This window comes from Bacillus cereus (assembly GCF_002561295.1).
Classification (GTDB): Bacteria; Bacillota; Bacilli; order Bacillales; family Bacillaceae_G; genus Bacillus_A; species Bacillus_A cereus_S.
In genome coordinates, this window is sequence record NZ_NTUG01000003.1 from 109,871 (window position 1) to 132,621 (window position 22,751).

A 22,751-nucleotide genomic window follows, 5' to 3' on the forward strand; every position below is an offset into this window, starting at 1 on the left:
ATAAAAACCTAGAGGATCACTCCCCTAGGCTTCTATTCATTTCTCTTCTACTAAATTACGAAACTGGCGCTTATGCATCCAAGTCAATGTACCAATTGTTCCAAGTGATAATAGAACAATAAAGGTCATTAATATACCTGCATTTTGCCACATAAATCCGAAATCTCCACTTGATACAACTGCTTTAAATCCGGATACAGAGTATGTCATTGGTAACCACGCATTAAATACTTGTAGTGGTTTTGGAATTAACTCCAGTGGGAATGTACCCGCACTCGTTGTTAATTGTAGAATTAATGTTAAAATGGCGATAAAACGTCCAGCGTCGCTGAAAGTAGTTACTAAGAACTGAATTAACGCGATAAACGATAGACTCGTCAAAATACTAAACAATACGAAATATGCCAAACTTTGTACTTCGATACCTAATCCTAATAATAATACAGCATCTGCAACAAGCGCCTGAATTACGCCAACTGCAAGTAGTACACCAAACTTGCTTATAAACCAGCTAAATCCTGATTTTGGTATACCAACTGTCTCGCGTAATGGGAACACAATCGATAATAAAAGTGCCCCAACAAATAAACCAAGAGATAAGAAGTATGGTGTAAATCCTGTTCCGTAGTTTGGAACTTCTGCCATCTTCTCAGTTTGTACTTTCACTGGATCAGCAAACATGTCGTATGTTTTATCTGTTCCTTTTATCTCGCCTGTTTTTTCAGCACCTTCGCCTAGTTTTTCAGCGAGTTCTCCAGTTCCATCATTTACTTTAACTAGACCGTCTGTTACTTGACCGGAGCCGTCTGCTAGTTTGTTTACGCCATCGACCAGTTGACCTGTTCCACCTGATAAGGTATTTAAACCACCTGTTACTTGACCGGATCCATCTGCCAGTTTGTTTACTCCAGTAATCAATTGACCCGTTCCACCTGATAAGGTATTTAAACCGCCTGTTACTTGGCCAGATCCATCTGCTAATTTATTTACGCCTGTAATCAATTGACCCGTTCCACCTGATAAGGTATTTAAACCGCCTGTTACTTGACCGGATCCATCTGCCAGTTTGTTTACTCCAGTAATCAATTGACCCGTTCCACCTGATAAGGTATTTAAACCACCTGTCACTTGACCGGATCCATCTGCTAATTTATTTACACCAGAAACCAATTGACCTGTTCCACCTGATAAGGTATTTAAACCACCCGTCACTTTTCCAGATCCATCTGCCAACTTGTTTACACCTGCAATCAGTTGGTTTGAACCTGTTGATAATTGATCTAGTCCATTCGTTACTGCTCCTGAGCCATTTACCAACTTAGTCACACCTGCTGATAATTGACCAGATCCATCTGATAGTTTATTTAAACCTCCGTTTAGTTTGCCTGCTCCATTCGCTAGTTCATTTACTCCCTCTACTAGTTTTGGACCATTTTCAGCTAATTGACTCATACCATCATTTAGCTTCTGACTTCCTGTTGCTAATTTCTCTGCTCCAGTTGTCGCCGTACTTAATCCTTTACCAAACTCTTGGAATTTACTAACAAATTCATTTTGTCCTTTTGTTAATGCTTCAACACCAGTAACTACGGCGTTAAGGTTCTCAGGATTTGGTAACTTCGTTTGTAATCCGTTTGCTGTTTCATTTACTTTGACTGTTAACTGTGATACCTCTTTGTTCAACTTAGTCGTTGCATCTGCTACCCCAGCTGATTTCTTTTGGACAGTAGCTGTACTCTTTACAGCATTTGTTAGAAAAGGTCGTAGCTGATCTTGAGATTCTTTTGGTAACTTTTCAATTTGTTGTTTTAACGCCTCTATATCTTGCACTGCTTGATTCGCATCACCTGCATTTGACTGCGCAACGGTATTTAACTGCTGTACTTTTTCCGCTGATCCAGCAATTTGTTCATTCGCTTGTTTCAATACAGCTGGTACGTTCGTTTTCACATTTGATAATCCTGCTGCAGCGTTCTGCAATTGATTATTTAAATCTTGCAACCCTTTTTGAATTTTTTGTGCTCCCTGCTCTAATTCTCCTTGTGCACCATCAAGTTTTTTCATTCCACTTGAAAGGTCATTGGCACCCTTTTGTACCCCATTAGAACCGATTGAAGCACCTTTTAAACCTTCATTAAGCTCAACAGATTTACTAGCTAGACTATTTAATCCATCATATAATCGGCCGGATCCATCTGAAAGATCGCCTACTCCTTTTTGAAGCTCACCTGTTTTACTTGCAAATAGGTTTAAACCATTTGTTAATTGACTTGAGCCGTCTACTAACTTTCCAATTCCCATTTGCATTTCGCCTGATTTCGTTACTAATACATTTAAGCCGTTACTGACTTGACTTGAACCATCTAATAATTTATTAACTCCGCCTGCCATCTCACTAGACTTCCCTTGTAACGTATACAGGCCATCTGTTACTTTTCCAGATCCATCTACTAGTTTATTAACTCCGCCTGCCATTTCTCCAGACTTCCCTTGTAACGTATACAGGCCATCCGTTACTTTTCCAGATCCATCTAATAATTTATTAACTCCGCCTGCCATTTCCCCAGACTTCCCTTGTAACGTATACAAGCCATCTGTTACTTTTCCAGATCCATCTAATAATTTATTAACTCCGCCTGCCATTTCTCCAGACTTCCCTTGTAACGTATGCAAGCCATCTGTTACTTGGCCGGATCCATCTGCTAATTTATGGACCCCATCTACCATCTCGCCAGATTTCCCTTGCAACGTATGCAAGCCGTCTGTCACTTTGCCAGAACCATCTTGCAGTTCTCCGGCTCCGTCATGTAGTTTATTTGCTCCATCCTTCGCATCTGCAAATCCTTGTGAAACATCTTTAATCGAATCAAACATTTTCTCTGCATACGTTTTTGTTAACGTATTAGATACTTCACCTTTAATTTTTTCAATCGCAGTTCCACCAATTTGTGAAGATAAGAAGTTTAAACTTTCATTTGGAATATATTCTAAGTTTAATGGTCTTGGATTTTCTTTTAGTAGCGTTGTTGCGTTATCTGAGAAGTTTTCTGGAACTCGCACCAACATATAATATTTTCGGTTCTCCATTCCTTCTTTTGCTTCTTTTTCACTCACAAACTCCCATTTAAAACTTTTATTATTCTTTAATTCATCGACTAAACCTTTTCCAACTTCAATTGGTTTCCCATCAAATACTGCACCTTTATCAAGGTTCACTACCGCAACGGGTAAATCATCTAATTGCTCATATGGATCCCAAAACGCCCATAAAAACATTCCCGCATATAAGAGCGGTACAAATAAAACGGCTATAATCGGTATTAAGATTTTTTTGCTTTTTATGATTTCCGTAAATTCCTTACCAAGCAACGTAAATCCTCTCATTGTTTCCCCTCCCTTTATTAATGACCAAAACGTTCAATTAGTCATTTTAAAGTAAATAAAAAGGTTATATTCTGTTATATGTTTAACTCTTATCATCTTCTCTCTATACTATGCACCTTTTCATTTTAAATGACTATTTTATTCATTTGGTCAATTCAAACAAATAAAACATTATCTTTTTACCCCCTCATATTCCTCCCCTCTTATATATCCAACTTGATTTTCAAGCATCTAAGTCGCGGCTTTGAAAACAAAAGAAGATCTCCACTTACTTTTTCCTTTTGTTTTCACTTAGCATGGGACTAAAAAGGGCACTGACCGCTTCTATGCATGGCCGGATGCTCTCTCCCATCTAAAAAGAATGGTTTGATGTTCGTTTTTTATTTGGATTTATATACTTATGACCAATTCGTTCAATCGGTCATTCTTAACTATAATAAAAGGATTATCTTAATTTGACAATCCTTTTAATAAATAAAGTTCAAAAAGTTCTGCGATTCGTTCTTTATCTAGTGGTTTATGATTTTTTTCCCAATCAAAAATAAGTGATACGTATAAACGAAGCATGATAAAAGCTGTAATCTCTGGGTCACATTTACTAATCTCGCCCTTTTCAATCGCAACTTCTAAATAAGATTGGATGACCGATACAATCTCAGTCTCCACTTGTTGCATACCTTCTTGTACTTCTTTCGTCCCCATATCTCGTTCTTCTTGAATAAGTTTAATCATCAATTGATGTTCTTTTCTAAACTCTAAAATACTATATAATGCTTTATGTACATTTTCAAAAAAGGAAACATCTGAATGGATTGCGTCTTTTGCTACTTGCTTCATTTCAACAATTAAGTTAGAAATGATTTCTCCAAACAGCTCTTCTTTATTTTTGAAAAAAGTATAAATTGTTCCCTTCCCCACATTTGCTAATTTTGCAACTTGATCCATTGTGGTTGCCTTATAACCAAAAGCGGAAAAAGATTTTGTTGCAGCCTCAATAATAGAACGTTTTCTATCAATCGCCACATCTTCACCTCCAAAATGACCATTCGGACAATATAGTCAATCAGTACATTTTTGATATTATCACGGTTTTCCAGCCATTACAAGTTCTCTTTTTATTTATTCCCAAGTATGAAAAATTCCAATCGATACATGTGCAATCTATTATACCATCGTCATATGTATCAACAAAAGACGGGAGATGAAAAGGTGTATTTTGTACAGATTTATTCAATGTTTCGTTACTTCATAAAGTGAAACTTTAATCAGTGGGGGGGTTCTTCATCCCCCACTGATTATCAGCCCTCACCAATCAGGCTTTTACGGGCAGTTNNAGAGGCGCTTTTTGCCTCGTCCGAGGGAGCGAAACGGCTGGAGATTTTAGCCGCTAGAGCTGGACATTGCACCCGCCGAATTTTGAGGTGGGAGTATTACAGCCCGCAAATAGCGGGATAAACTTGCTTCTAAATATATGTAGACATGCATACTGTAAAGTAAAAATGTGAGGAGGAATAAACTTAGTGAAACGCTCAGAAACGCTAGTAAGTAGACGTCTGCAACAAATTAAAGTTGCTAGTCTATGTCTTATGCTACTTTTAATCGTATGGATTGGATATTTGAAGTTTCTTTATGGAAACGGTTATCTTTTAGAGAAAAAGAATACAGTTGAAATCACGCACCCTAACACTACTATAGATATGGAAAAGAGCTTTGGCGTAGACTTACAAGGGTTTCGTAAAGTGAATATGGATACAATGATTCATTTGAGTAAAACTGATTCTAGCGAATTATCATTAATTGAATTACTAAATAACTCCTGTGCTAGAACATGCATAGGAGAGCCAGTGGTATACGTGAAATCAGACCGTGGTTATGTCCTTTATAAGGAATCTATTGGGATGAATATAGTTTTAGAGATTAAGAAAAATGGTGGATGGAAAATAGAAAATAAACGGGTGAACAAGGGGATTTGAACGCCAAGATTATCCTTTAAATACTATATCAACTTCTCCTTTTTGAAATCATCAAATGAAAAAACAAGAAAATCTTTACAATTAATAGTAATATAGAATATAGATATATTTTAGTAGTGGAAGCTCTTTCAATTATGATACGTGCACTTCGTTTAAATACAAAGCAAGCCTTTTTCAATAAGATTTCTCTCACTCTCTTATTTACTTGGTTTATTCTGAGTTTAATTTATCATTATTACTATATTACACAATATTTGAATAGCGTACCTGACGAACTGTTAACGACTGCTTATAAATGGATTGGCTTTCGTGATAATGAAATGGATGTATATTTACTTCTAATGCCTGTACTAGCCGCACTACCCTTTAGTACAAGCTATAACTCTGATAAAGCTGATAAATTCAAATCATTTGTAAGCAAAGAAATTCCTTTTGTTCCTTATGTGTGTACAAAATATATCGTTACCTTCCTAATTGGAGGCTTTCTTTATATCCTTCCATTCGGGTTTTCATTGTTATTTTGTAAGCTAACAATCCCAGATGGCAGCCCTACACCGACCTTAGGTATGATAAACGATAACGGCATGTTTGCTTCATTGTATTTCTCTTCTCCTATTACTTATATTTCCCTCTATATCGGGATTAACTTTTTATTCGCGGGTCTTATGGCAGTATTGGGGCTTTCTGCATCCATATGGTCTAGAAAAGATTACATGGCACTTCTTTTCCCTTTTGCTGTCGCCTCACTTCCATATGTAATTTTAAATATCGTATTTCCTACAATTGGAGGGGCACCGATTCATTTATACGATCCTAAGCAACCGCTCCAAGGGATGTCACCTTACGTTTTAATCGTGCAGTGCATTTTATTTTTAGGAATTAGTTTATTTATGTATATAAAAGGTGTGCGGAAAGATCAAAAAAAGTATATGCGTAGAATTCAAAGAAGATTGCGCTGTAAAAAAGCTGTTCAAAGATCCATTAGCTTAAAATAAAAAATCCCCCATGGCAGTGGTGCCAAAGGGGATTTTTTTAAGAAGCCTGTTTCAAATCAATTTGAGCCAGCACTGGATCATGGTCACTCACACGGCCATGTTCCTTCATAATATTTGTATTTAAATGTACTGGATCTACAATTGTGTGCGGTGCAATGTTATTTGTTACTAAAATGTGGTCTAATACTTGTGCATTTCCTTCATGAATGTATGTGTAACGATTATCTTTCGAAACCGTTTCTAACATATCTTTCATTACATCACCTTTTAATGCTTGCAATGGTTTAGAGAATTCAAAGTCGTTCATATCACCAACTACAACAACTGGTGCATTCGCATCTTTCTTTTGAATTCCTTTTACAAAACTGTTCACTTCTTGCGCAAGCTGAATTCGTTTTTCTTCACTTTTGAATACAAGTGGTTGAATTTTTCCAAATGGAGTCGCATCTCCTAGTTTCGAGTTTAAATGATTCGATACAACGACGATATTTTGTCCTTGGAATGTAAATTCAGCAGCTAATGGCTTACGCGTACTTTCAAATAATGGGTTATCTTGTCCAATACGCGTTGGATTTGTCTCTAGTAACTTTGGCTTTTCTGCTAATTTCACACGCGATGGATTGTAGAAGAAACCAACGCGAATATTCGCTCCTGGCGCTCCCCCGTCTTGGTTATTAAGAGGCGCAACTTCTACATATTCATACTTCGGCCCGCGAATTTCTTGTACTGCATCAATAATACGTTTTGCACTTAAAGAAGCATCTGTTGTGCCATCATTAACTGCTCCGTTATTATCTTGCATTTCTTGTACACCAATAATATCTGGCATTTTCAAATTATATTTAATAGAGTACGCAAGCGATTTTACCTTTTCATCCGATGTTTCTTTTTTATTCGCTGAAAAGTTTTCAATATTATATGTTGCTACTGTAAGTTTTCCAAGGCGCGGCTGAATATTTGCCCCAACTTGTTTAAATCCTCCATCTGTTATAGATGGTAGTTCTGTTACTGGCGAAATGCGATACGCACCGTAGTCATACCCAACTACCCCTGTAATATCTCCAGTGAACTGATCTCCAACTTTCGCTACATAATCACGAGATACCTTTAATGAAAGGCGCTCTGGATTAAATTGGTTCTCATCTAATAAAGGAGTTCCATATTTCGTTACAACTTTATCACTACCATTTTCAACTGTTACATATAGATTTCCATTTTTTTGCGGTGCAATAATCTTCGGCGTTTGCATTCTCACGCGCATACCTTCTAAACTTTCATAAAAATCAATTGCATCTTCATTTGGATCGAATACACCAAATGCATCGTTATCAATGATTTGATCTGGTATCTTTATACCATTTTCGCCTAATACAACTGCAGGCGGTAACTGCTGATTTTTTTCTTTTACGACCGCACGGCTTGCTTTAATTTCTGTAATCGGTAAATCTGTTTCAAATTTCTCAGCATATCCGGGTCCAATGAACTCTTCCACTTCGCCATCCACTTGTACAAGGTCCCCAATAGCTACATTTGCATCTTTCTTATAAACATAAATTCCCTCTGAAGTAGCAGGGTCATTGTCAGGCTGCGAATCTTCCATATAAAAACCGTACTTATCTAACGCTGTTACAACACCTTCTACATTTCGCACTGTTTTCCCATCATAAGGAGAAACATGCGATTTACCTTGAATATCATGAATGCGAACTTGTTCGCTCTTTACAACTGTAAAAGAAAAAGTAGAAACTGCTGAAGATTCTAGTCCTTCTTTCACTGCAATTGCTTTTATCACACTATTTTCATTTAATACAATTGGTTCATTATAGCGAATACCTTTATCTGTTGGGACTGACCCGTCTAATGTATAGTAGATCGTTGCTCCCTCTGTATTTGTTGTTAATGTTACTGCCGTTCCTTTTTCAATTTCTCCGCCATTTGGTGATGCAGTCACATCACCCACACGGTTTTCTGTTTCCCCTTGAAACTTATATGCCGTTACGGATTTTAAACCAGGGCTGCTAAAATATAACTCAAGTGTCCCTGTTAATTGGACTTTCTTCCCAACATTTTCAGGATGATCTTTTACATTCACTGCCGTTCTCACATCACCTTTTGGTAACTGAACAGGCATAATTTTCGCTGGATCTGTCTCATTTGGAGAATCTGCAATGGCAACATTCGTATCTCCAAACTTCGCTGGATCTTTCGTATACTTAGAAGGATTTTCTGTATATCCAACAATATACCCTTCCACTACCCCTTTACTACTTCCTTGCTGCTTAAACATTTGAATTGCATCATTTACTGATAATACACCGTTCTTTTCTGCATTTACTACAGTACCAGTAAATGAAATCAGTAGTATCAATGATAAAAAGATACTCATTAATTTCTTCAAATCCATCTTCCTCCCCTAATTTTATATTTTATCGGCATGTACTATCATAACAAATTGTTCTTTATAAAGAACTATAATCCGACAAATTTTACAAAAAATTAATCTCGTACTTCCGTATGAGATTTCTATTATCATTCCGCTACTATTTTCTTACAGAATCCCACTCCTTTTATGGATTTTATTTACAGTTTATTTTCTTACACTATAAGTAAGAGCCATACAGAAAGAAGTGAATTAACATGTTAATCTATATATGTAGCTTTTTAATCTTATCTTTTCTCTACGATCTTATATTTGATGCAAATTCATTGCCTGCTATTGCACTAAATGACCAACCTTCAAGGCAGCCTCGTGAATATGAAAGAGAGTATTATAATAGCAAAAGCACTCTTATTCATTAAGAGTGCTTTACTGCACCATATTACAACGTCTGACCATTATCAATTGTAAAGATCTGACCCGTAATAGATTCCTGCGTCAATTGAAAAAGAATCGCCTCTGCAATATCATCTGGTGTTGAAATTCTTTGAAGTGGTAAGTTCCCTGCAAGTTGGTACATCTTATCTTCATTGCCTGCCCACCATCTTGTTTCGACTGCACCAGGAGAAATACTATTTACTCGAATAAAAGGTGCTAATGCGATAGCAAGCGATTTTGTCATCGTATGAATGGCTGATTTTGTTGCTGCATACGGTACCGATGATCCGAGTCCCGTTATCCCGGCAACGCTCCCCATATTCACGATCGCACCCGATTTTTGCTTTTTCATATAAGGAACAACAGCTTGTATACAATAAAACATTCCTTTCACGTTTACACGAAAAAGGTCATCCCATACTTGATCCGTTACAGACTCTAAGTCATCCATCGGTATTTGAGCGGTTATACTTGCATTGTTCAATAAACAATCTACTGTTCCAAAAAGGTTAACAGTTTGAGCGACCATCGCCTCCACTTCTTCTTTTTTTGCTACATTAGCCTTAATGGCGATTGCCGTACCGCCTCGCTCTTGAATTTCATGAACAGTTTCTAACGCCTCTTTTTCGGAACGACTATAATTTACCACAACTTTCGCTCCTAAACTCGCTAACTTCAAAGCAGCTGCCTTGCCGATGCCAGTGCCACCACCTGTTATAATAACTACTCTATCTTTTATGTTCATTTGAAAACCTCCTCACTACATCTGATTTCATTTTATCTCCGTTCATTTGAGGAGTATAATACTGAATAATGAAGCCGATATCATTTTAAATGATACCTGAGTGGAGGGATTTATTCTTGGAAAGCCATGACTTATGGATTTTTAAACATGTCGCTGAACTACAATCCATATCCAAAGCAGCTGAAAAATTAGGATATGTTCAACCGAATATAAGCCAGCGCATAAAAACTTTAGAGGATGAATTAGGTGTTAAACTGTTCAAACGTAATAATAGAGGTGTCACATTAACGAAAGAAGGCGAAATGTTACTAGATTACACAAATCAAATTATGTTCCTAATGAATGAAGCAAAATCAAAAATAAATCCTCAAAAATGGCGAGAATCTTTAACCGTCGGAGCATCTCAAACGATTTCTGCGGTGAAAGTGCCTCAGCTATTCTCTTCTTTTTTAAAATCACATAAAGATATTGATTTGAAGATAAAAACAAATCATAACGTACAGTTACAAGAGATGCTTTTGTATGGGGAACTTGATGGGATTTTTTTAAGCGGTTCATATAATGATTCACAATTCGAAAGTGTGTATAGTTATTTTGAAAATATGATTCTTATTTCATCAAAAGATACTCTTATTGAAAACCAAACTTTACTCGTAAACAGTGATTCAAATTGTATATATAGAAAGACGTTACTAGATTATTGTCATATGAATAACTTTGATCAAAGGGCGCTACTAGAATTTGATTCGCTTGAATCAATTATGCAAGCTGCTCATGGTGGTCTTGGCATTACGCTTGTACCTGCTAATGTTGCGTATAGCCGAGTGAGGGCAGAATCAATTCAGTATGAAGAACTGCCTGACACAGTCAAAATTGATTTTGTAATAAAACGGAGAAAGCAGCACTCGCAAGGCTTAAAGAAATTTATTTGTTTTTTGCGAGAGTTACAAAAAGCTATTAAATGAAGGGAGACATATATGAAAATTAGAAATTCAGTCAAAGCTATACTCATACACGAAGACAAATTATTAGTAACAACGTATGAAGATGAAGATGGCATCTATCACCTACTCCCTGGTGGAGGACAAGAGATTGGTGAAACGCTAGTCAAAACTTTGAAACGAGAATGTCTTGAAGAGACAGGAATTGAAGTAAAAGAAGGCGACCTCTTATTTATAAGAGAATGTTTTATGGATCCTGAAGTACACAGAGTTGAGTTTATGTATTCCTGTACACTTGTATCCGTTCCGAATTTAAATGCCCTGAATATGGACAGCAACCAAACGGGTATTTCGTGGTTACCAATAGATGACCTATTACAAGCTCCTCTTTTTCCTATCGGTATTCGAAAAATTATTCAAGACTTTCATGCTGGTAATGAGCCTGGTCCTGTTTATGTTGGTGAAATTGATTAATTGCTATGTAAAGGATAAAACATATTAGTAAATAAAATTTTATCAGCGATTTTTTCAATATAGGGGTACCGCCACATGCCCATCAAGCTAACCAAGTAACTTACTAGATATGGAACGATCCTTGGTTCAAAATTAACAATTGATAGAAAAGTAGGCATACTAAAGAAGCCTATTAAAATCTGATTTTTTCGCTAGGCAGCTTGTCTATGCTTCACCGTCGTTTTATACACAATGCCCAGAATATCAAAGACGGTCATTTTCTTATACCGATGACATTTACGACCGTTCTTTTTGAGCAGTAGATAAAGACGATGCAAAATTTTCAAAAGTTCTTCTGTGCCAATGGCTATCGCTTGAAACAGTAACGGAAAGTAATCTTTAATCATATAAATCGCTTTGTATTCACTCAGCTCCTGCTTTGTTTTTTCAAGCAGAAACTGTCGCATTTGAAACATCGTAGAAGAACAGAGGAGAATGCCGATGAGTTGTCCATATAAATGGCACTCTAGGCGTTCTCTTTTAATATTTTTACATTCATCAATTTCAAAAAATGACTTCCACGTTTTAAACAAAATTTCAATCTGCCAACGAAGTGAATACAGTGAGTGCACGTAGTTCGTTGGTACTCCTTCTAGAGACGTGTTCGTGATATATACATTCATACCCATTAAACGTTTACTTTTATCCTTCATGACAATGCCTTTTTTCTTTTCACGTATCGCTTGGTTTTTCAGGCGTGTTTGCGTTTGATTATCGGTTAAACGATGGATAATGACACGTGCTGGAAGCTTCTGATTTTGTCCAATGTATGCCTCGGAAATTTCTATTGTTTCACCAGGGATTAGGCTCGACATCATTTGTGTCATATCAAGCTGTATGTATTCTGTTTGCTTTTTTAACGTGCCGTTGTTGAAGTATTCTGGCTCAGGATTCTTGATATAAATGCGTGTATTTAGCTTCAACCGCGAGATATAGTAAGCCTCTTTATCATGAATAGTTTGTAAGTCTCCTAAATCGAAGTAACCAAGATCACGTAAACACAAATCGCCCGCCTCTACGGTTTCAAGGCAGATGGTACCGTATGTTTTATCATTATTCTTTCCTGGACCAAGCTGCACGTTAAGAAATTGACCACTAAGTAAATCATATTCCAATTGGATTTTCACGCCTGCCGTATTACTACTTCCACCTGAACCTTGATAGTCAGTGGCGAAATGATCAGGCAGTTGAAACACTGTTGCATCTAAAATACGGATACGATTGAAAGTGTAGAGATCATGTGTGCAGAAAGTGAGTGATTTGAACAGAGTTTTTGTTTGAGAAGAGAAGTAAAGACTTCTCGAAGAAATGCGACAGCTGCTGGATTAAAGCGTTGATTCAGTCCTTCTGAACTCATAAGTACCCCAGTGGAAACTTCTAACTGACTACACAATTGTGTAAGTGATGTGCTAGCAATTTCTTGACTAAGCCATACGCAAAGGGCAATGAGTTCTTTTGCTTGATACTTACTAGATCGCTGTACAAAGCCAACTTGTTTGGCAATATCTTGTAGGACCACTGGAGATAAAAAGTATTGTAGCTCTTGAGCGAAAAGATTCAATCTATTTGAAATGATAGGATTCATCAAAACGCCATCCTTTCTTATAAACTGTTTACAATAAGCATAGCGTTTTTTCATTTTGAAGGTATGATTTTAACTTTGCTTGAAGGGAATGTGGAGGGACCACTTTAAACAACAGGAGTGATTTTTTCATGAAGAAAAATGGATTTTTATGTTAAAATATTTAAAAGAATATAATAATTTTTATTTTTCTAACCGTTTGTATTGAATTATAAAATTTTTGGGGGAATAATTTTATGGTTAAACTAAGTGAAATAGTGTCTAAACTGGACATTGAACTTAATATAAAATCATTTGGGAAGGATTCTGCTTTCAGTCAATTCATACCAATGGTCTATGAACCTTTAAAGTTTGACTGGAAATCAGTTTTTGAAAAAGACTTTGTGGAATTATTTAATGGTCTAATGTTAAAAGGAGATGCAAATGTAAAGAAAATTTTTCTTGCCGTCTTCCCTACAGATGAAGTGTTGGAACGTTTTATAGAAGAAAGTAATAGCGGAGACTTACTTTTTATGCACCATCCCTTATTGATGGAATGTGGAGATCCAAAAGGAGTATGGGGCAAAGGTTTTGTTCCTATAAAAGAAAAATACATTAAACAAATAAAAGAAAAGGAATTATCATTCTATACATGCCATGTACCGATGGATTATCATGCCAATTTAGGTACAAGTGTAGCTATTGCTAAACAATTAAATGCAGAAATTATTGATGGGTTTTTAACAAGTTCTATAAATAATGAAGACCTAGTTCTAATTTGTAACATTGAAGAAAAGAGTACAAGTGAACTAACTTCTCACTTAAAAGAAATATTCGATATTCCATATGTTGATTTTGAAGGTAAGAACATAAATAACGTAAAGAAAATAGCTATCGTTGCAGGTTGTGGCGACAAAGTAAGTTGGATGGAGGAAGCTGAAAAAAGAGGAGTTCAAGCCTATATCACTGGCGAAATCCATTGCCATATTGATAACGAATATGGTAAACAAAGATACAAACAAATGATGGATTATGTTTCTAATACTTCGATGTCTTTAATCGGCGTTTCCCATTCAGCATCAGAATATCTGGTCCATAAAACATTGATGAAGGAATGGTTTGAGAATAACTTTGATATTGAAACAGTTTTAATTCCACAGGAAAAATGGTGGTTATAAAGTTATTAAGTGATATTTAAAAGAGCTTGGGAATTCAAGCTCTTTTTTGCGAATTTAGCTGAGAATTATATCGTGAAAACTAGATGTTTTAGTCTGTGCTTATTGCTGAAGTTTTAGGTTTAGCACCCCAAAAATGAAAAAAACAAGCGGAATTTTCATAAATAACTGTAAAAAAGTAAAATTCTCGTTATGGGGGTGTCTTAAAATCTTAGCTTGATGGGCATGGGGTACCGCCACACATCCATCAACTTAAGAAAAATAAATGCCCCCAAAACGAAAAAATGAGCTGACTTCTCAGAGTAACTATCTGTAGAGAAAGAAAATTTTCATTTAGGGGATACTTCAAAACCTTAGCTTGATGGGCATGTAACGCTACCCTAATAATGAGTATCACAATTTTCTTTTTATGTTATCCAAAATAAAATATGTATATTGTTTTATAAAAAACAATTATTTACGACGCCTTCTCTTTGCTTTTTTACGCTGATTTGTATGACTATATTTTTTTATATGAGTACTTCTGTTCTTCTTATAATTAGGTAATTTAGATATAAGAACAGTAATTGCACAAAAAATGGAAAATATAAGATTTGCAATCATCCAAAGGTTAATATCATAGTCATATAGCTTACTAAAATACTTTTTGTCACGAGTAATATGGCTTACGTTACTGTCAATTGCTTCGAGGGTGTAAGGAATAACCCAAAAGGAACCAATTAATATAACAATTGTTCCAAGAATGAAACTGAGTATATGTTTTATCAAGTTCTATTCTCCTTTAATTATGTTTATTGTATACGTTCATATAGTATATATGGTTCTGGTACAAAGATTGTATTTATTTGAAAGAGGTATATAAATTTCTATTGGAATCTATTTTTATAAATGGGTTCTCGCCACATACCTATCAACTTAAGAACAGAAACTTACGCTTGAACATAATATCAAATTTATATTAGCAAAGCTATTTCAAGTGAATAGAATCCACTCTTTAAGAATACATAAAATATATACATACAAGCTTAATCTGATCACCACATCATTGGTGAAAGTAGAATTCTATATTTTTTGGAGGAAGAGATATGCAAAAAAAAGTTCTCCTGTTTACAGATTTAGGGATTGATGATGCGTTTGCTATACTGTACACCTTTTTTCGTAAAGACATTCAACTTGTAGGAATTGTAGCCGATTATGGAAATGTATCGAGAGAAAATGTAATAAGAAATATTAACTATTTGAAGTACATTGCAGGAAGAGAAGAGATACCTGTATTCCTTGGTGCTTCTGTACCGTTGACAGGTATATTAATTCAGTATTTCCCTGAGGTACATGGAAAAGTCGGATTAGGACCTATCATTCCCCCTGAAATTTCATATCCAGTTTATCCTTTAAATGATATTTATCAAATTATACAATCAAATTTAGAAGATCTTACCATTATCAATTTAGGGAGACTTTCTTCGCTAGCTACAACTTTTGTATTGAATTTAGAAACAATGCGAAACGTAAGAGAATGCATTTGCATGGGGGGAGCTTTTTTCTATCCAGGTAACGTAACTGCCGTGGCTGAAGCTAACTTTTACGCAGACCCTTATGCAGCAAACTTAATTTTACAGCATGCGAAGAACTTGACAGTTATTCCATTAAATATAACACAGCATGCAATTGTTACACCCGAAATGGTCCAGCAAATCGATGCATTTCATCGGAATACACAGGACCTTGCAGGACTCATCATCAAACCTATGTTAGACTATTATTATAATTTCTACTCCAAGTCTAATCCTGGTATAAGCGGAAGCCCTATGCATGATTTTGTAACAGTGTGGTATTTGCTGAATCAAGAGGCTGTTAGTCTTTCAAGAGTACCCATTAAAGTTATTCCTGATCAAGGAGAAGGATTTGGTCAAAGCATTGCAGACTTTCGTTTTGTTACTAATCCAGGCTATAAAACACATAATGTAGCTTTTCAGTTTGATTATGAAAGATTCAAGAAGGATATTATGGAAACGTTCTTAAAGAAGAGAGTGTAACATGTTTTGTTAATTTCAGATAATAAGAATTATGTGAATAAAAAGTCATTTTAATTAATGTACAGAAATCCGAATTTTTTAGGTTAGAGTTCGCCTAATAGGATGCCTCCCATGTCCATCAAACCCAAAATTTATAGTCCCCGGAATGAAAATTTGTACAAACTTGTAACAAAAAGATCATTTTTTAGTTTTGGGGTATTTGCTTTTCTTAGCTTGATAGCGATGTAGTGATACTCCAGGAAATACATAAATAATTATAGAAAAAATCCGATTCCTATGTATTTAAAGTAGAAGGAACACATATCAATTTTACCGCCACCTGTCCAGTAACTGAAGAACCTATTGATAATCCATCAATCAATCTTCTCATTGAACATAGCAGAAAATAAAACAACACCTTAGCTGTAGCTAAGGTGTTTTATCAGATGGAGTGATTCCCACTTTATACATCCAATTAACGAGCATACGTAACAAAATTATACATAGGCTTAGTCATCTTTGGACCACCATTTACATCTATAACCTTATTGGAATTGAGGTCGTATCCACCATTATGAACACCAATAATTTGATTTGAAGAATTTAACATAGCAGAACCAGATTGCCCACCATAAGTATCAACGTCATAGAAAGCTAAAAACGAATTTTCTTTTTTTATCGAACCAGATGCTCCCCATTGAGATACTTTTTTTGTTTTTTGTGCTTTATCTCCAGGATATCCGTATATTTTAATGCCAGTACCTTTTATACTGTTAACTTGTTTAACACCTAGGCTACCAACAACATTACCAATATGTAAACCGCCGTTTGTTGATACTTTTATTACCGCAAAGTCATATTGCGGACTACCCCCACTTTTAATATATCCAGAAGGAACACTGTAACTTGCAATTTTATAGTATCCATAACGATAGTGAGAATCATTTAATGCCGGAATGATGTATCCTGATTTTAAATACTTTTTTGTTTTTTTGTCATATACGCAATGAGCATTAGTTAACACTGTATCTTTACCAATTACTGTTCCTGTACACACAAAGTTTCCATTTGAAAATGTTGTGGAAATATATGATATTGAGCGGTTTGGCTTTTTAGATGTATCAGATACTTTTTTTCGAGTATCGGTTCCAAAAACAACTTCATTCGGAGTATCTTTTACTTTCGAGAAACCTAATTCATTTAAAGGCTTTAAATGAAAAGGAGCACCTGGAGTAATTTCTTTACCATTACCTAGTATTCCATTACTAATTTCATCATAATCTTTTTGTGTTAAAGACTTCGAATATTCACTGAATTTTACTACCGTACCATCAGATTTTATCATATCATAGGGGGCATTGTCGGTTTGTGTTGATGCATTTTCTGGTGAATCTTGCGTATCTGCAGAAACAAAACTAGTAAAAGAAGCAAAACAAAGTAAAAAAACAAAAGAGTAGATTAAGTGTTTAACTTTCATTTTTTTCCTCCTATAAAATTAGTATGCATACTAATTTTATAATAAATGAGAATAAATGGTAAAGAATAAAATATTTATCAATTTTTTATCTTTTCGTATTTTGTTACTATTAGTTTTTGAGGATATGATTCCAATATTTGTTCAACCCATATTTTAATCTTATCTCCAGTTTTAATTTTTATTGAAAAATCTGGGTCATCGATCACTAATATAGAATCCGAAGGGTGATTTTTATCTTTCAATTTCTCAATATTAGACTGAATATTATCATTATTGATTTTGCTATTTTGAATAAAATACACATTATTATTTTTGAATATTATATATCCTTCCATTGTAGATGTAGAGTCACTTGTCGAATTCACAATGTTATTTTTAGTTGATGTTTTGAAAAGTAGAAATATCCCACAAACTATAATAATTGTGAAGAATAAAATAAATGTTATAATTTTTTTCATCATAATCCCCCTGATAATCAGATTATTAAAGATATTAATATGTATTGAACTACTCACCACTTAACGCCCTTACGGACCGTTTGAAGTGGGAGATTCCTAAGTACAGAGTTCTATCTAGGCTATCCTCGTAGTTCCTACGGTTAAGAGACGAACTGCTTCGTTTTCAGATTGAGTGCAGCATTCCTATCTCTATCGTGATTTGATAGAGAAGGTTTCCGTATTCATGAACCTAGCGCATGATAGTTGTTGGGTTAACTGAGATTCCACGTTCTTTTAATCCAAATCATTGTTACTATTGAAACCTTAATTTTCTAATCTCCCACAAAGAAAATATTTTGAAATAAACAGACAAAAAAATCTGGTTCTTGGATTGGGCAGTCTTTTTCAATTTCTAAGTATGTCTTAAACAATTCAGTTGTTTTCATTTTCCATCTGGCTACTTCTTTCCCTTGACAGTAAACCTTCACCCAATCCATGATCTCCTTCTTAACTATGTATTCATTCAAGTTATTTATAATACGAAATTCAGGGACAATTTTTTGCCATGAAATATAACTTACTTCATATTCTTCACTCGTCAGACAGTTAATAACTTTATACGTAGGCTTTCCTAACCATTTGGTACTCTTTATACACTGATAAACTATATCTCTATCGTTGGAATAAACGTCGATTTGAACGTTCCAATCAATATTCCATACATAGGATGTCATTCTTGTTAATATATTTTTGTAATTTCTTTTAAACCTACATACAACATTTCCATGCTGGTCGATTACATCAACCAATTTAGTGGAATCTTTGATTTTAGGAGGTGAATAGGTGTACTTCTGCATTTGAATATCCCACATTAATTTTTTTCTAGTATTTTCATAGTACCCCTTTATTGAATATCCATGCCTAAAATCCCATAAGATCCTTTACATGTTTTGCGTTCTTTTTAGATGTTAGTTTTTCAAGTAATAAAAATGCAACATCAAAAGCTGTACCTGGATTTGAAGATGTAATAATGTTTCCATCTTGAACAATTAAATCATTTTGTACTATTGCACCGAAATTCTTTAACTGCTCTTTTCGTTTACTCGTTGGATGACTGTATGTGGTGGCTTTTTTATCTGTAAGAATTCCACTTTTACCAAGCGCTAATGATGCAACACAGATACTGGCAATAGGCTTCTGCTTGGCATAAAAATGTTGAATAACATTTAAGAATTCTCTACTGTATGCATCCCGATAAAAACCAGCTTCTTCAAACCCTCCTGGAATAGCTAGTGCATCAAACTCATCTAATTCAATATCATCAACCGTTTTTTCGGGTATGACAGTAAAATTCCAAGTACAGGTTAATTTATTCCGAAGACCAACTGTTATGACCTCGGTTGATCCATCTCCCTCCCATTTATTCCAACCTAGTACATCTGTAAATACACTAGCTTCCACTGCTTCAAATCCATCAGCTAATAATAATAAAATCTTTTTCATATCGTAAATCGCCTCCTAATATCCTTATTTTATACAGATATAGAAGGCTGATAAATAAGTTAAATAAGGATATTCGATTGTTTAGCTTTATTATATAAAGAATTTAGTTTATTCTAGTTTATAAAAAAAGGTTGGATAATTTATGGATCAAATTGATAAAAAAATCGTGGGATTATTACAGTCAAATGCAAAAATTTCAATGAAGGATTTAGCAGAAGCCGTTCACTTATCTTCTCCGTCAGTAACTGAGCGAGTACGGAAGTTAGAAGAGCAACAAATTATTGAAGGTTACCATGCACATGTTTCTCTAAAAAAAATAAACCGTCCAATTTCTGCACTTATATTGTTTAAATCAAAGGATTGTAAATCATTAGCTAATTTTTGCTATAATCATCCAGATGTACTTGAATGTTACAGAGTAGCAGGGGAAATTAGCTATATTGTCAAATTAGCAACATATTCTGTAGAAAGTTTAGAGCAATTTATTGATGATACAATGCAATATGGTACGCCTTCAACGAATATCGTATTATCTTCTTATGAAAAAAAAGTAATTGCTCCCTTTATTAGTGAAGAATAAAAATACTGGCCTAATCAATTAACTATTGCTTACTCAATAATCCTAAATCCTTTAAAAATAGCCCTGATTTTTCTGACCTGTATAAAAAAAATCAGGGTCTCTAATCATTTTTATCGTTTTGGGGTAACCCATTTTCTTAGCTTGAAGGGCATGGGGTAGTCCCCATATATCAGCGGTTCGACAAAGGATATCGACCAACCGACAAATAACAACAAAAAAACAGGAGCCAATAGCTCCTGTTTTTATCATTGCGCAATTAATTCCGTCTCATCTATTTTTTCTAAATAAGACAACACACGCTGTACAGCTGCCTCCCCTTGATCGATACAATCTGGAAGGCCGGATCCAGCGTAAGAGCTACCAGCTAAATATATACCAGGTAATTCTTTATCCATAAATGTTGTTAGCTTCTTCATTCGATCTTTATGCCCTACTGTATATTGCGGCATAGCATCTTTCCAGCGGCTTACAACCGTAAAGTCTGGATCAGCTGTTATGTCCATTGTTTTTTGCAAGTCTTCTAATATAAATTGAACAATTTCTTCATCTGTTTGTTCTACGATTGCTTCGTCACCAGGGCGACCAACATAGCAGCGAAGAAGGACTTTTCCTTCCGGCGTTGTATGTGGCCATTTCTTATGTGTCCATGTGCACGCTGTAATAGAAAAATCGCTATTACGAGATACAACGAAGCCTGTACCATTAATATCACGTTTGATTGCTTCTTTTGGAAACGCTAATGCAACATTCGCAACGGATGTTGATGGCGTATTGCGGAAGAAGCGGAACTCTTTATACTGTGCAAACATAGACGGCAATACTTTATGAGACGCAGCGACAACGATAGAGTCTGCATACACTTCTTTTCCGTTACTTAGCGTAATCATATAACCGTCGCCCATTTTTAAAACTTTTTCAATACGAGTTCCCTTTACAACGGTCCCCGCATCAAGTCGTTCTTCTATGTTTTCCACAATAGATTGTAACCCTGTTTTTAATGTTAAAAAGATTCCTTTCGGCGCTGCATCTTTTTCTTTTTTCGGAGCTAAATTGCGCATACCGAGTGAAATACTACGATATTTTTGCTCTACTTGATAAAACTGTGGGAATGTAGCCATTAAACTCATTTGATCAATATCCCCTGCATAAATACCCGATAACAATGGTTCGATTAAATTTTCAACCACTTCATTCCCTAAACGACGACGGAAAAATTGACCAAGTGATTGATCAGAAACAGGTTTCGAACGTGGTAATACAAAATCAAAACCTGCTCTTACTTTACCAATCGGAGAGAACAACCCTGAAAATAGAAACGGGGTAATTTGCGTTGGAATTCCCATCATGGATCCGCTCGGCATCTTATGTAACCGATTGTTCACAAGAACGAATGATTGACCAGTTGCGTTGTTTACAAGCTGATCTCCAAGCCCAAGTTCTTTTGCGAGTCTCGCTGCACTCTCTTTTCTTTCTAAGAAAGAATCTGGACCACGCTCAATTGTGAATCCGTCTTTTCGAACGGTTTGAATTTTCCCGCCAAGCTTACCCGACGCTTCTATTAACAATGTATCAACCGGCAATCCTTTTTCGCGAATTTCTTTTTGTAAGTAATACGCTGTTGTTAAACCTGTAATTCCACCACCGATGATAACAACTTTCTTTTTCAAAAAGGCTCCTCCTCTCCTATGGTATTACGAAACCTCAGCTTGCTTCTTTAACACAACATCTGCTAAACAATCGATAAATGCAGTTGATGCATTTGGCATTTCTGGACGATAATACTTCGCTCCAATTTCCTCTGTAACGACTTTACATTCAAAGTCATTATCATATAATACTTCTAAATGTTCCGCTACAAATCCAACTGGTGCATATACAAATGAAGTGTAACCATATTTTTCATGTAGTTCTCTCGTTAAATCTTGTACGTCTGGCCCAATCCATGGGTCTGGTGTATTACCGGCACTTTGCCAACCAACCGCATAATTTGGAACTTCTGCACCACGCGCAATATAATCAGCTGTTTCATTTAACTGTTCTGGATACGGATCACCTAAAGCGATAATTTTTTCTGGTAAACTATGCGCAGATACAATTAAAACTGCTTTTTCGCGTTCTTCTTCTGACATCGTGTTATATACTTTTTTCACTTCATCTACCCAGTACTGGATAAACTTCGGTTCTTTATACCAGCTATCGATTCCGTGAATTGTTAAGTTGCCAAGCTTATTTGCTTCTTCTTGTGCTCTGCCGACATATGATTTTACGCTGAACGTAGAATAATGCGGTGCAAGAACAAGAGCAATTGCTTCTTCAATCCCATCGTTATGCATAGCTTGTACAGCATCCTCAATGAAAGGTTCAATATGTTTTAAGCCAAGATACATGTGGTATTCTACTTGATCTTGCACTTCATTTAGACGTTGTTCTAACTTTTTCGCTTGTTCTAATGTAATAGTAGCTAAAGGCGAAATACCACCAATTGCACGGTAACGCTCTGTTAAATCCTCTAACATTTCTGGACTTGGCTTTCTGCCTCTACGAATATGTGTATAGTAACGTTCAATATCTTCTTCTTGATACGGTGTTCCGTATGCCATTACAAGCAAACCAATTTTCTTTTTCATACACGTATTC

General features: G+C 35.5%; 18 protein-coding genes and 1 pseudogene. 7 read left to right on the top strand and 12 right to left on the bottom strand.

Features of this window, described 5'->3' with window-relative positions; genetic code table 11:
* Positions 1 to 36: 36 nt before the first annotated feature.
* Positions 37 to 3,384, bottom strand: a complete 3,348-nt coding sequence (locus CN373_RS02550; protein ID WP_098358768.1) for a YhgE/Pip family protein — start codon at positions 3,382 to 3,384, stop codon at positions 37 to 39.
* A 450-nt stretch (positions 3,385 to 3,834) separates the two neighbouring features.
* A complete protein-coding gene (locus tag CN373_RS02555) occupies positions 3,835 to 4,407 on the bottom strand; it encodes a TetR/AcrR family transcriptional regulator (RefSeq protein WP_098358769.1) in 573 nt (190 codons plus the stop codon).
* Between the two features lie 497 nt (positions 4,408 to 4,904).
* Here CN373_RS02555 and CN373_RS02560 point away from each other — a divergent pair, with 497 nt between their 5' ends.
* Complete coding sequence (locus CN373_RS02560) at positions 4,905 to 5,357, top strand: hypothetical protein (RefSeq protein ID WP_098358770.1); 453 nt, start codon at positions 4,905 to 4,907, stop codon at positions 5,355 to 5,357.
* A 134-nt stretch (positions 5,358 to 5,491) separates the two neighbouring features.
* On the top strand, positions 5,492 to 6,352 hold the full coding sequence (locus tag CN373_RS02565) for a hypothetical protein (RefSeq protein ID WP_000617274.1): 861 nt from the start codon (positions 5,492 to 5,494) through the stop codon (positions 6,350 to 6,352).
* Between the two features lie 37 nt (positions 6,353 to 6,389).
* On the opposite strand, the gene CN373_RS02570 is transcribed toward CN373_RS02565, so the two are convergent.
* On the bottom strand, positions 6,390 to 8,756 hold the full coding sequence (locus CN373_RS02570) for a DUF6359 domain-containing protein (protein ID WP_098358771.1): 2,367 nt from the start codon (positions 8,754 to 8,756) through the stop codon (positions 6,390 to 6,392).
* Positions 8,757 to 9,171: 415 nt separating this feature from the next.
* On the bottom strand, positions 9,172 to 9,912 hold the full coding sequence (locus CN373_RS02575; RefSeq protein WP_098358772.1) for an SDR family NAD(P)-dependent oxidoreductase: 741 nt from the start codon (positions 9,910 to 9,912) through the stop codon (positions 9,172 to 9,174).
* Between the two features lie 116 nt (positions 9,913 to 10,028).
* On the opposite strand from CN373_RS02575, the gene CN373_RS02580 reads away from it, so the two are divergent.
* Positions 10,029 to 10,877, top strand: coding sequence for a LysR family transcriptional regulator (locus CN373_RS02580; RefSeq protein WP_098358773.1), 849 nt, complete (start codon positions 10,029 to 10,031; stop codon positions 10,875 to 10,877).
* Between the two features lie 12 nt (positions 10,878 to 10,889).
* The gene (locus tag CN373_RS02585) at positions 10,890 to 11,327 is read left to right on the top strand and encodes an NUDIX domain-containing protein (RefSeq protein ID WP_098358774.1); all 438 of its coding nucleotides are present in this window, start codon (positions 10,890 to 10,892) and stop codon (positions 11,325 to 11,327) included.
* A gap of 191 nt (positions 11,328 to 11,518) precedes the next feature.
* Here CN373_RS02585 and CN373_RS02590 read toward each other — a convergent pair.
* Positions 11,519 to 12,951 (bottom strand): annotated as a pseudogene (locus CN373_RS02590) (IS4 family transposase).
* Positions 12,952 to 13,184: 233 nt separating this feature from the next.
* Here CN373_RS02590 and CN373_RS02595 point away from each other — a divergent pair.
* On the top strand, positions 13,185 to 14,105 hold the full coding sequence (locus CN373_RS02595; protein WP_098358775.1) for a Nif3-like dinuclear metal center hexameric protein: 921 nt from the start codon (positions 13,185 to 13,187) through the stop codon (positions 14,103 to 14,105).
* A gap of 450 nt (positions 14,106 to 14,555) precedes the next feature.
* Here CN373_RS02595 and CN373_RS02600 read toward each other — a convergent pair whose 3' ends face one another.
* Positions 14,556 to 14,870 carry a hypothetical protein gene (locus tag CN373_RS02600; protein WP_098358776.1) on the bottom strand — a complete coding sequence of 105 codons (315 nt, stop codon included), beginning with the start codon at positions 14,868 to 14,870 and terminating at the stop codon, positions 14,556 to 14,558.
* A gap of 317 nt (positions 14,871 to 15,187) precedes the next feature.
* On the opposite strand from CN373_RS02600, the gene CN373_RS02605 reads away from it, so the two are divergent.
* Entirely contained in the window at positions 15,188 to 16,138 is a 951-nt protein-coding gene (locus CN373_RS02605; RefSeq protein WP_098358777.1) for a nucleoside hydrolase, read from the top strand.
* Positions 16,139 to 16,592: 454 nt separating this feature from the next.
* Here the strand turns inward: CN373_RS02605 and CN373_RS02610 are convergent, their stop codons facing one another.
* From CN373_RS02610 to CN373_RS02625, 4 genes are all read right to left on the bottom strand, one after another.
* Positions 16,593 to 17,594: a trypsin-like serine peptidase gene (locus CN373_RS02610; RefSeq protein WP_098358778.1), complete on the bottom strand. Its 1,002-nt coding sequence runs from the start codon at positions 17,592 to 17,594 to the stop codon at positions 16,593 to 16,595.
* 77 nt (positions 17,595 to 17,671) lie between these two features.
* Positions 17,672 to 18,052: a DUF3221 domain-containing protein gene (locus CN373_RS02615; RefSeq protein WP_165770980.1), complete on the bottom strand. Its 381-nt coding sequence runs from the start codon at positions 18,050 to 18,052 to the stop codon at positions 17,672 to 17,674.
* A gap of 311 nt (positions 18,053 to 18,363) precedes the next feature.
* Positions 18,364 to 18,888 (bottom strand): tubby C-terminal domain-like protein, encoded by a 525-nt coding sequence (locus CN373_RS02620; RefSeq protein WP_098358806.1) that lies wholly within the window; start codon positions 18,886 to 18,888, stop codon positions 18,364 to 18,366.
* 64 nt (positions 18,889 to 18,952) lie between these two features.
* Positions 18,953 to 19,534: a DJ-1/PfpI family protein gene (locus CN373_RS02625; RefSeq protein WP_098358780.1), complete on the bottom strand. Its 582-nt coding sequence runs from the start codon at positions 19,532 to 19,534 to the stop codon at positions 18,953 to 18,955.
* Between the two features lie 142 nt (positions 19,535 to 19,676).
* On the opposite strand from CN373_RS02625, the gene CN373_RS02630 reads away from it, so the two are divergent.
* A complete protein-coding gene (locus CN373_RS02630; RefSeq protein WP_098358781.1) occupies positions 19,677 to 20,114 on the top strand; it encodes an Lrp/AsnC family transcriptional regulator in 438 nt (145 codons plus the stop codon).
* 245 nt (positions 20,115 to 20,359) lie between these two features.
* Here CN373_RS02630 and hemY read toward each other — a convergent pair whose 3' ends face one another.
* Together hemY and hemH are read right to left on the bottom strand one after the other, a co-directional pair.
* Positions 20,360 to 21,781, bottom strand: a complete 1,422-nt coding sequence (gene hemY / locus CN373_RS02640; RefSeq protein WP_098358783.1) for a protoporphyrinogen oxidase — start codon at positions 21,779 to 21,781, stop codon at positions 20,360 to 20,362.
* 24 nt (positions 21,782 to 21,805) lie between these two features.
* Positions 21,806 to 22,741: a ferrochelatase gene (gene hemH, locus CN373_RS02645; protein ID WP_000726810.1), complete on the bottom strand. Its 936-nt coding sequence runs from the start codon at positions 22,739 to 22,741 to the stop codon at positions 21,806 to 21,808.
* Positions 22,742 to 22,751: the final 10 nt, after the last annotated feature.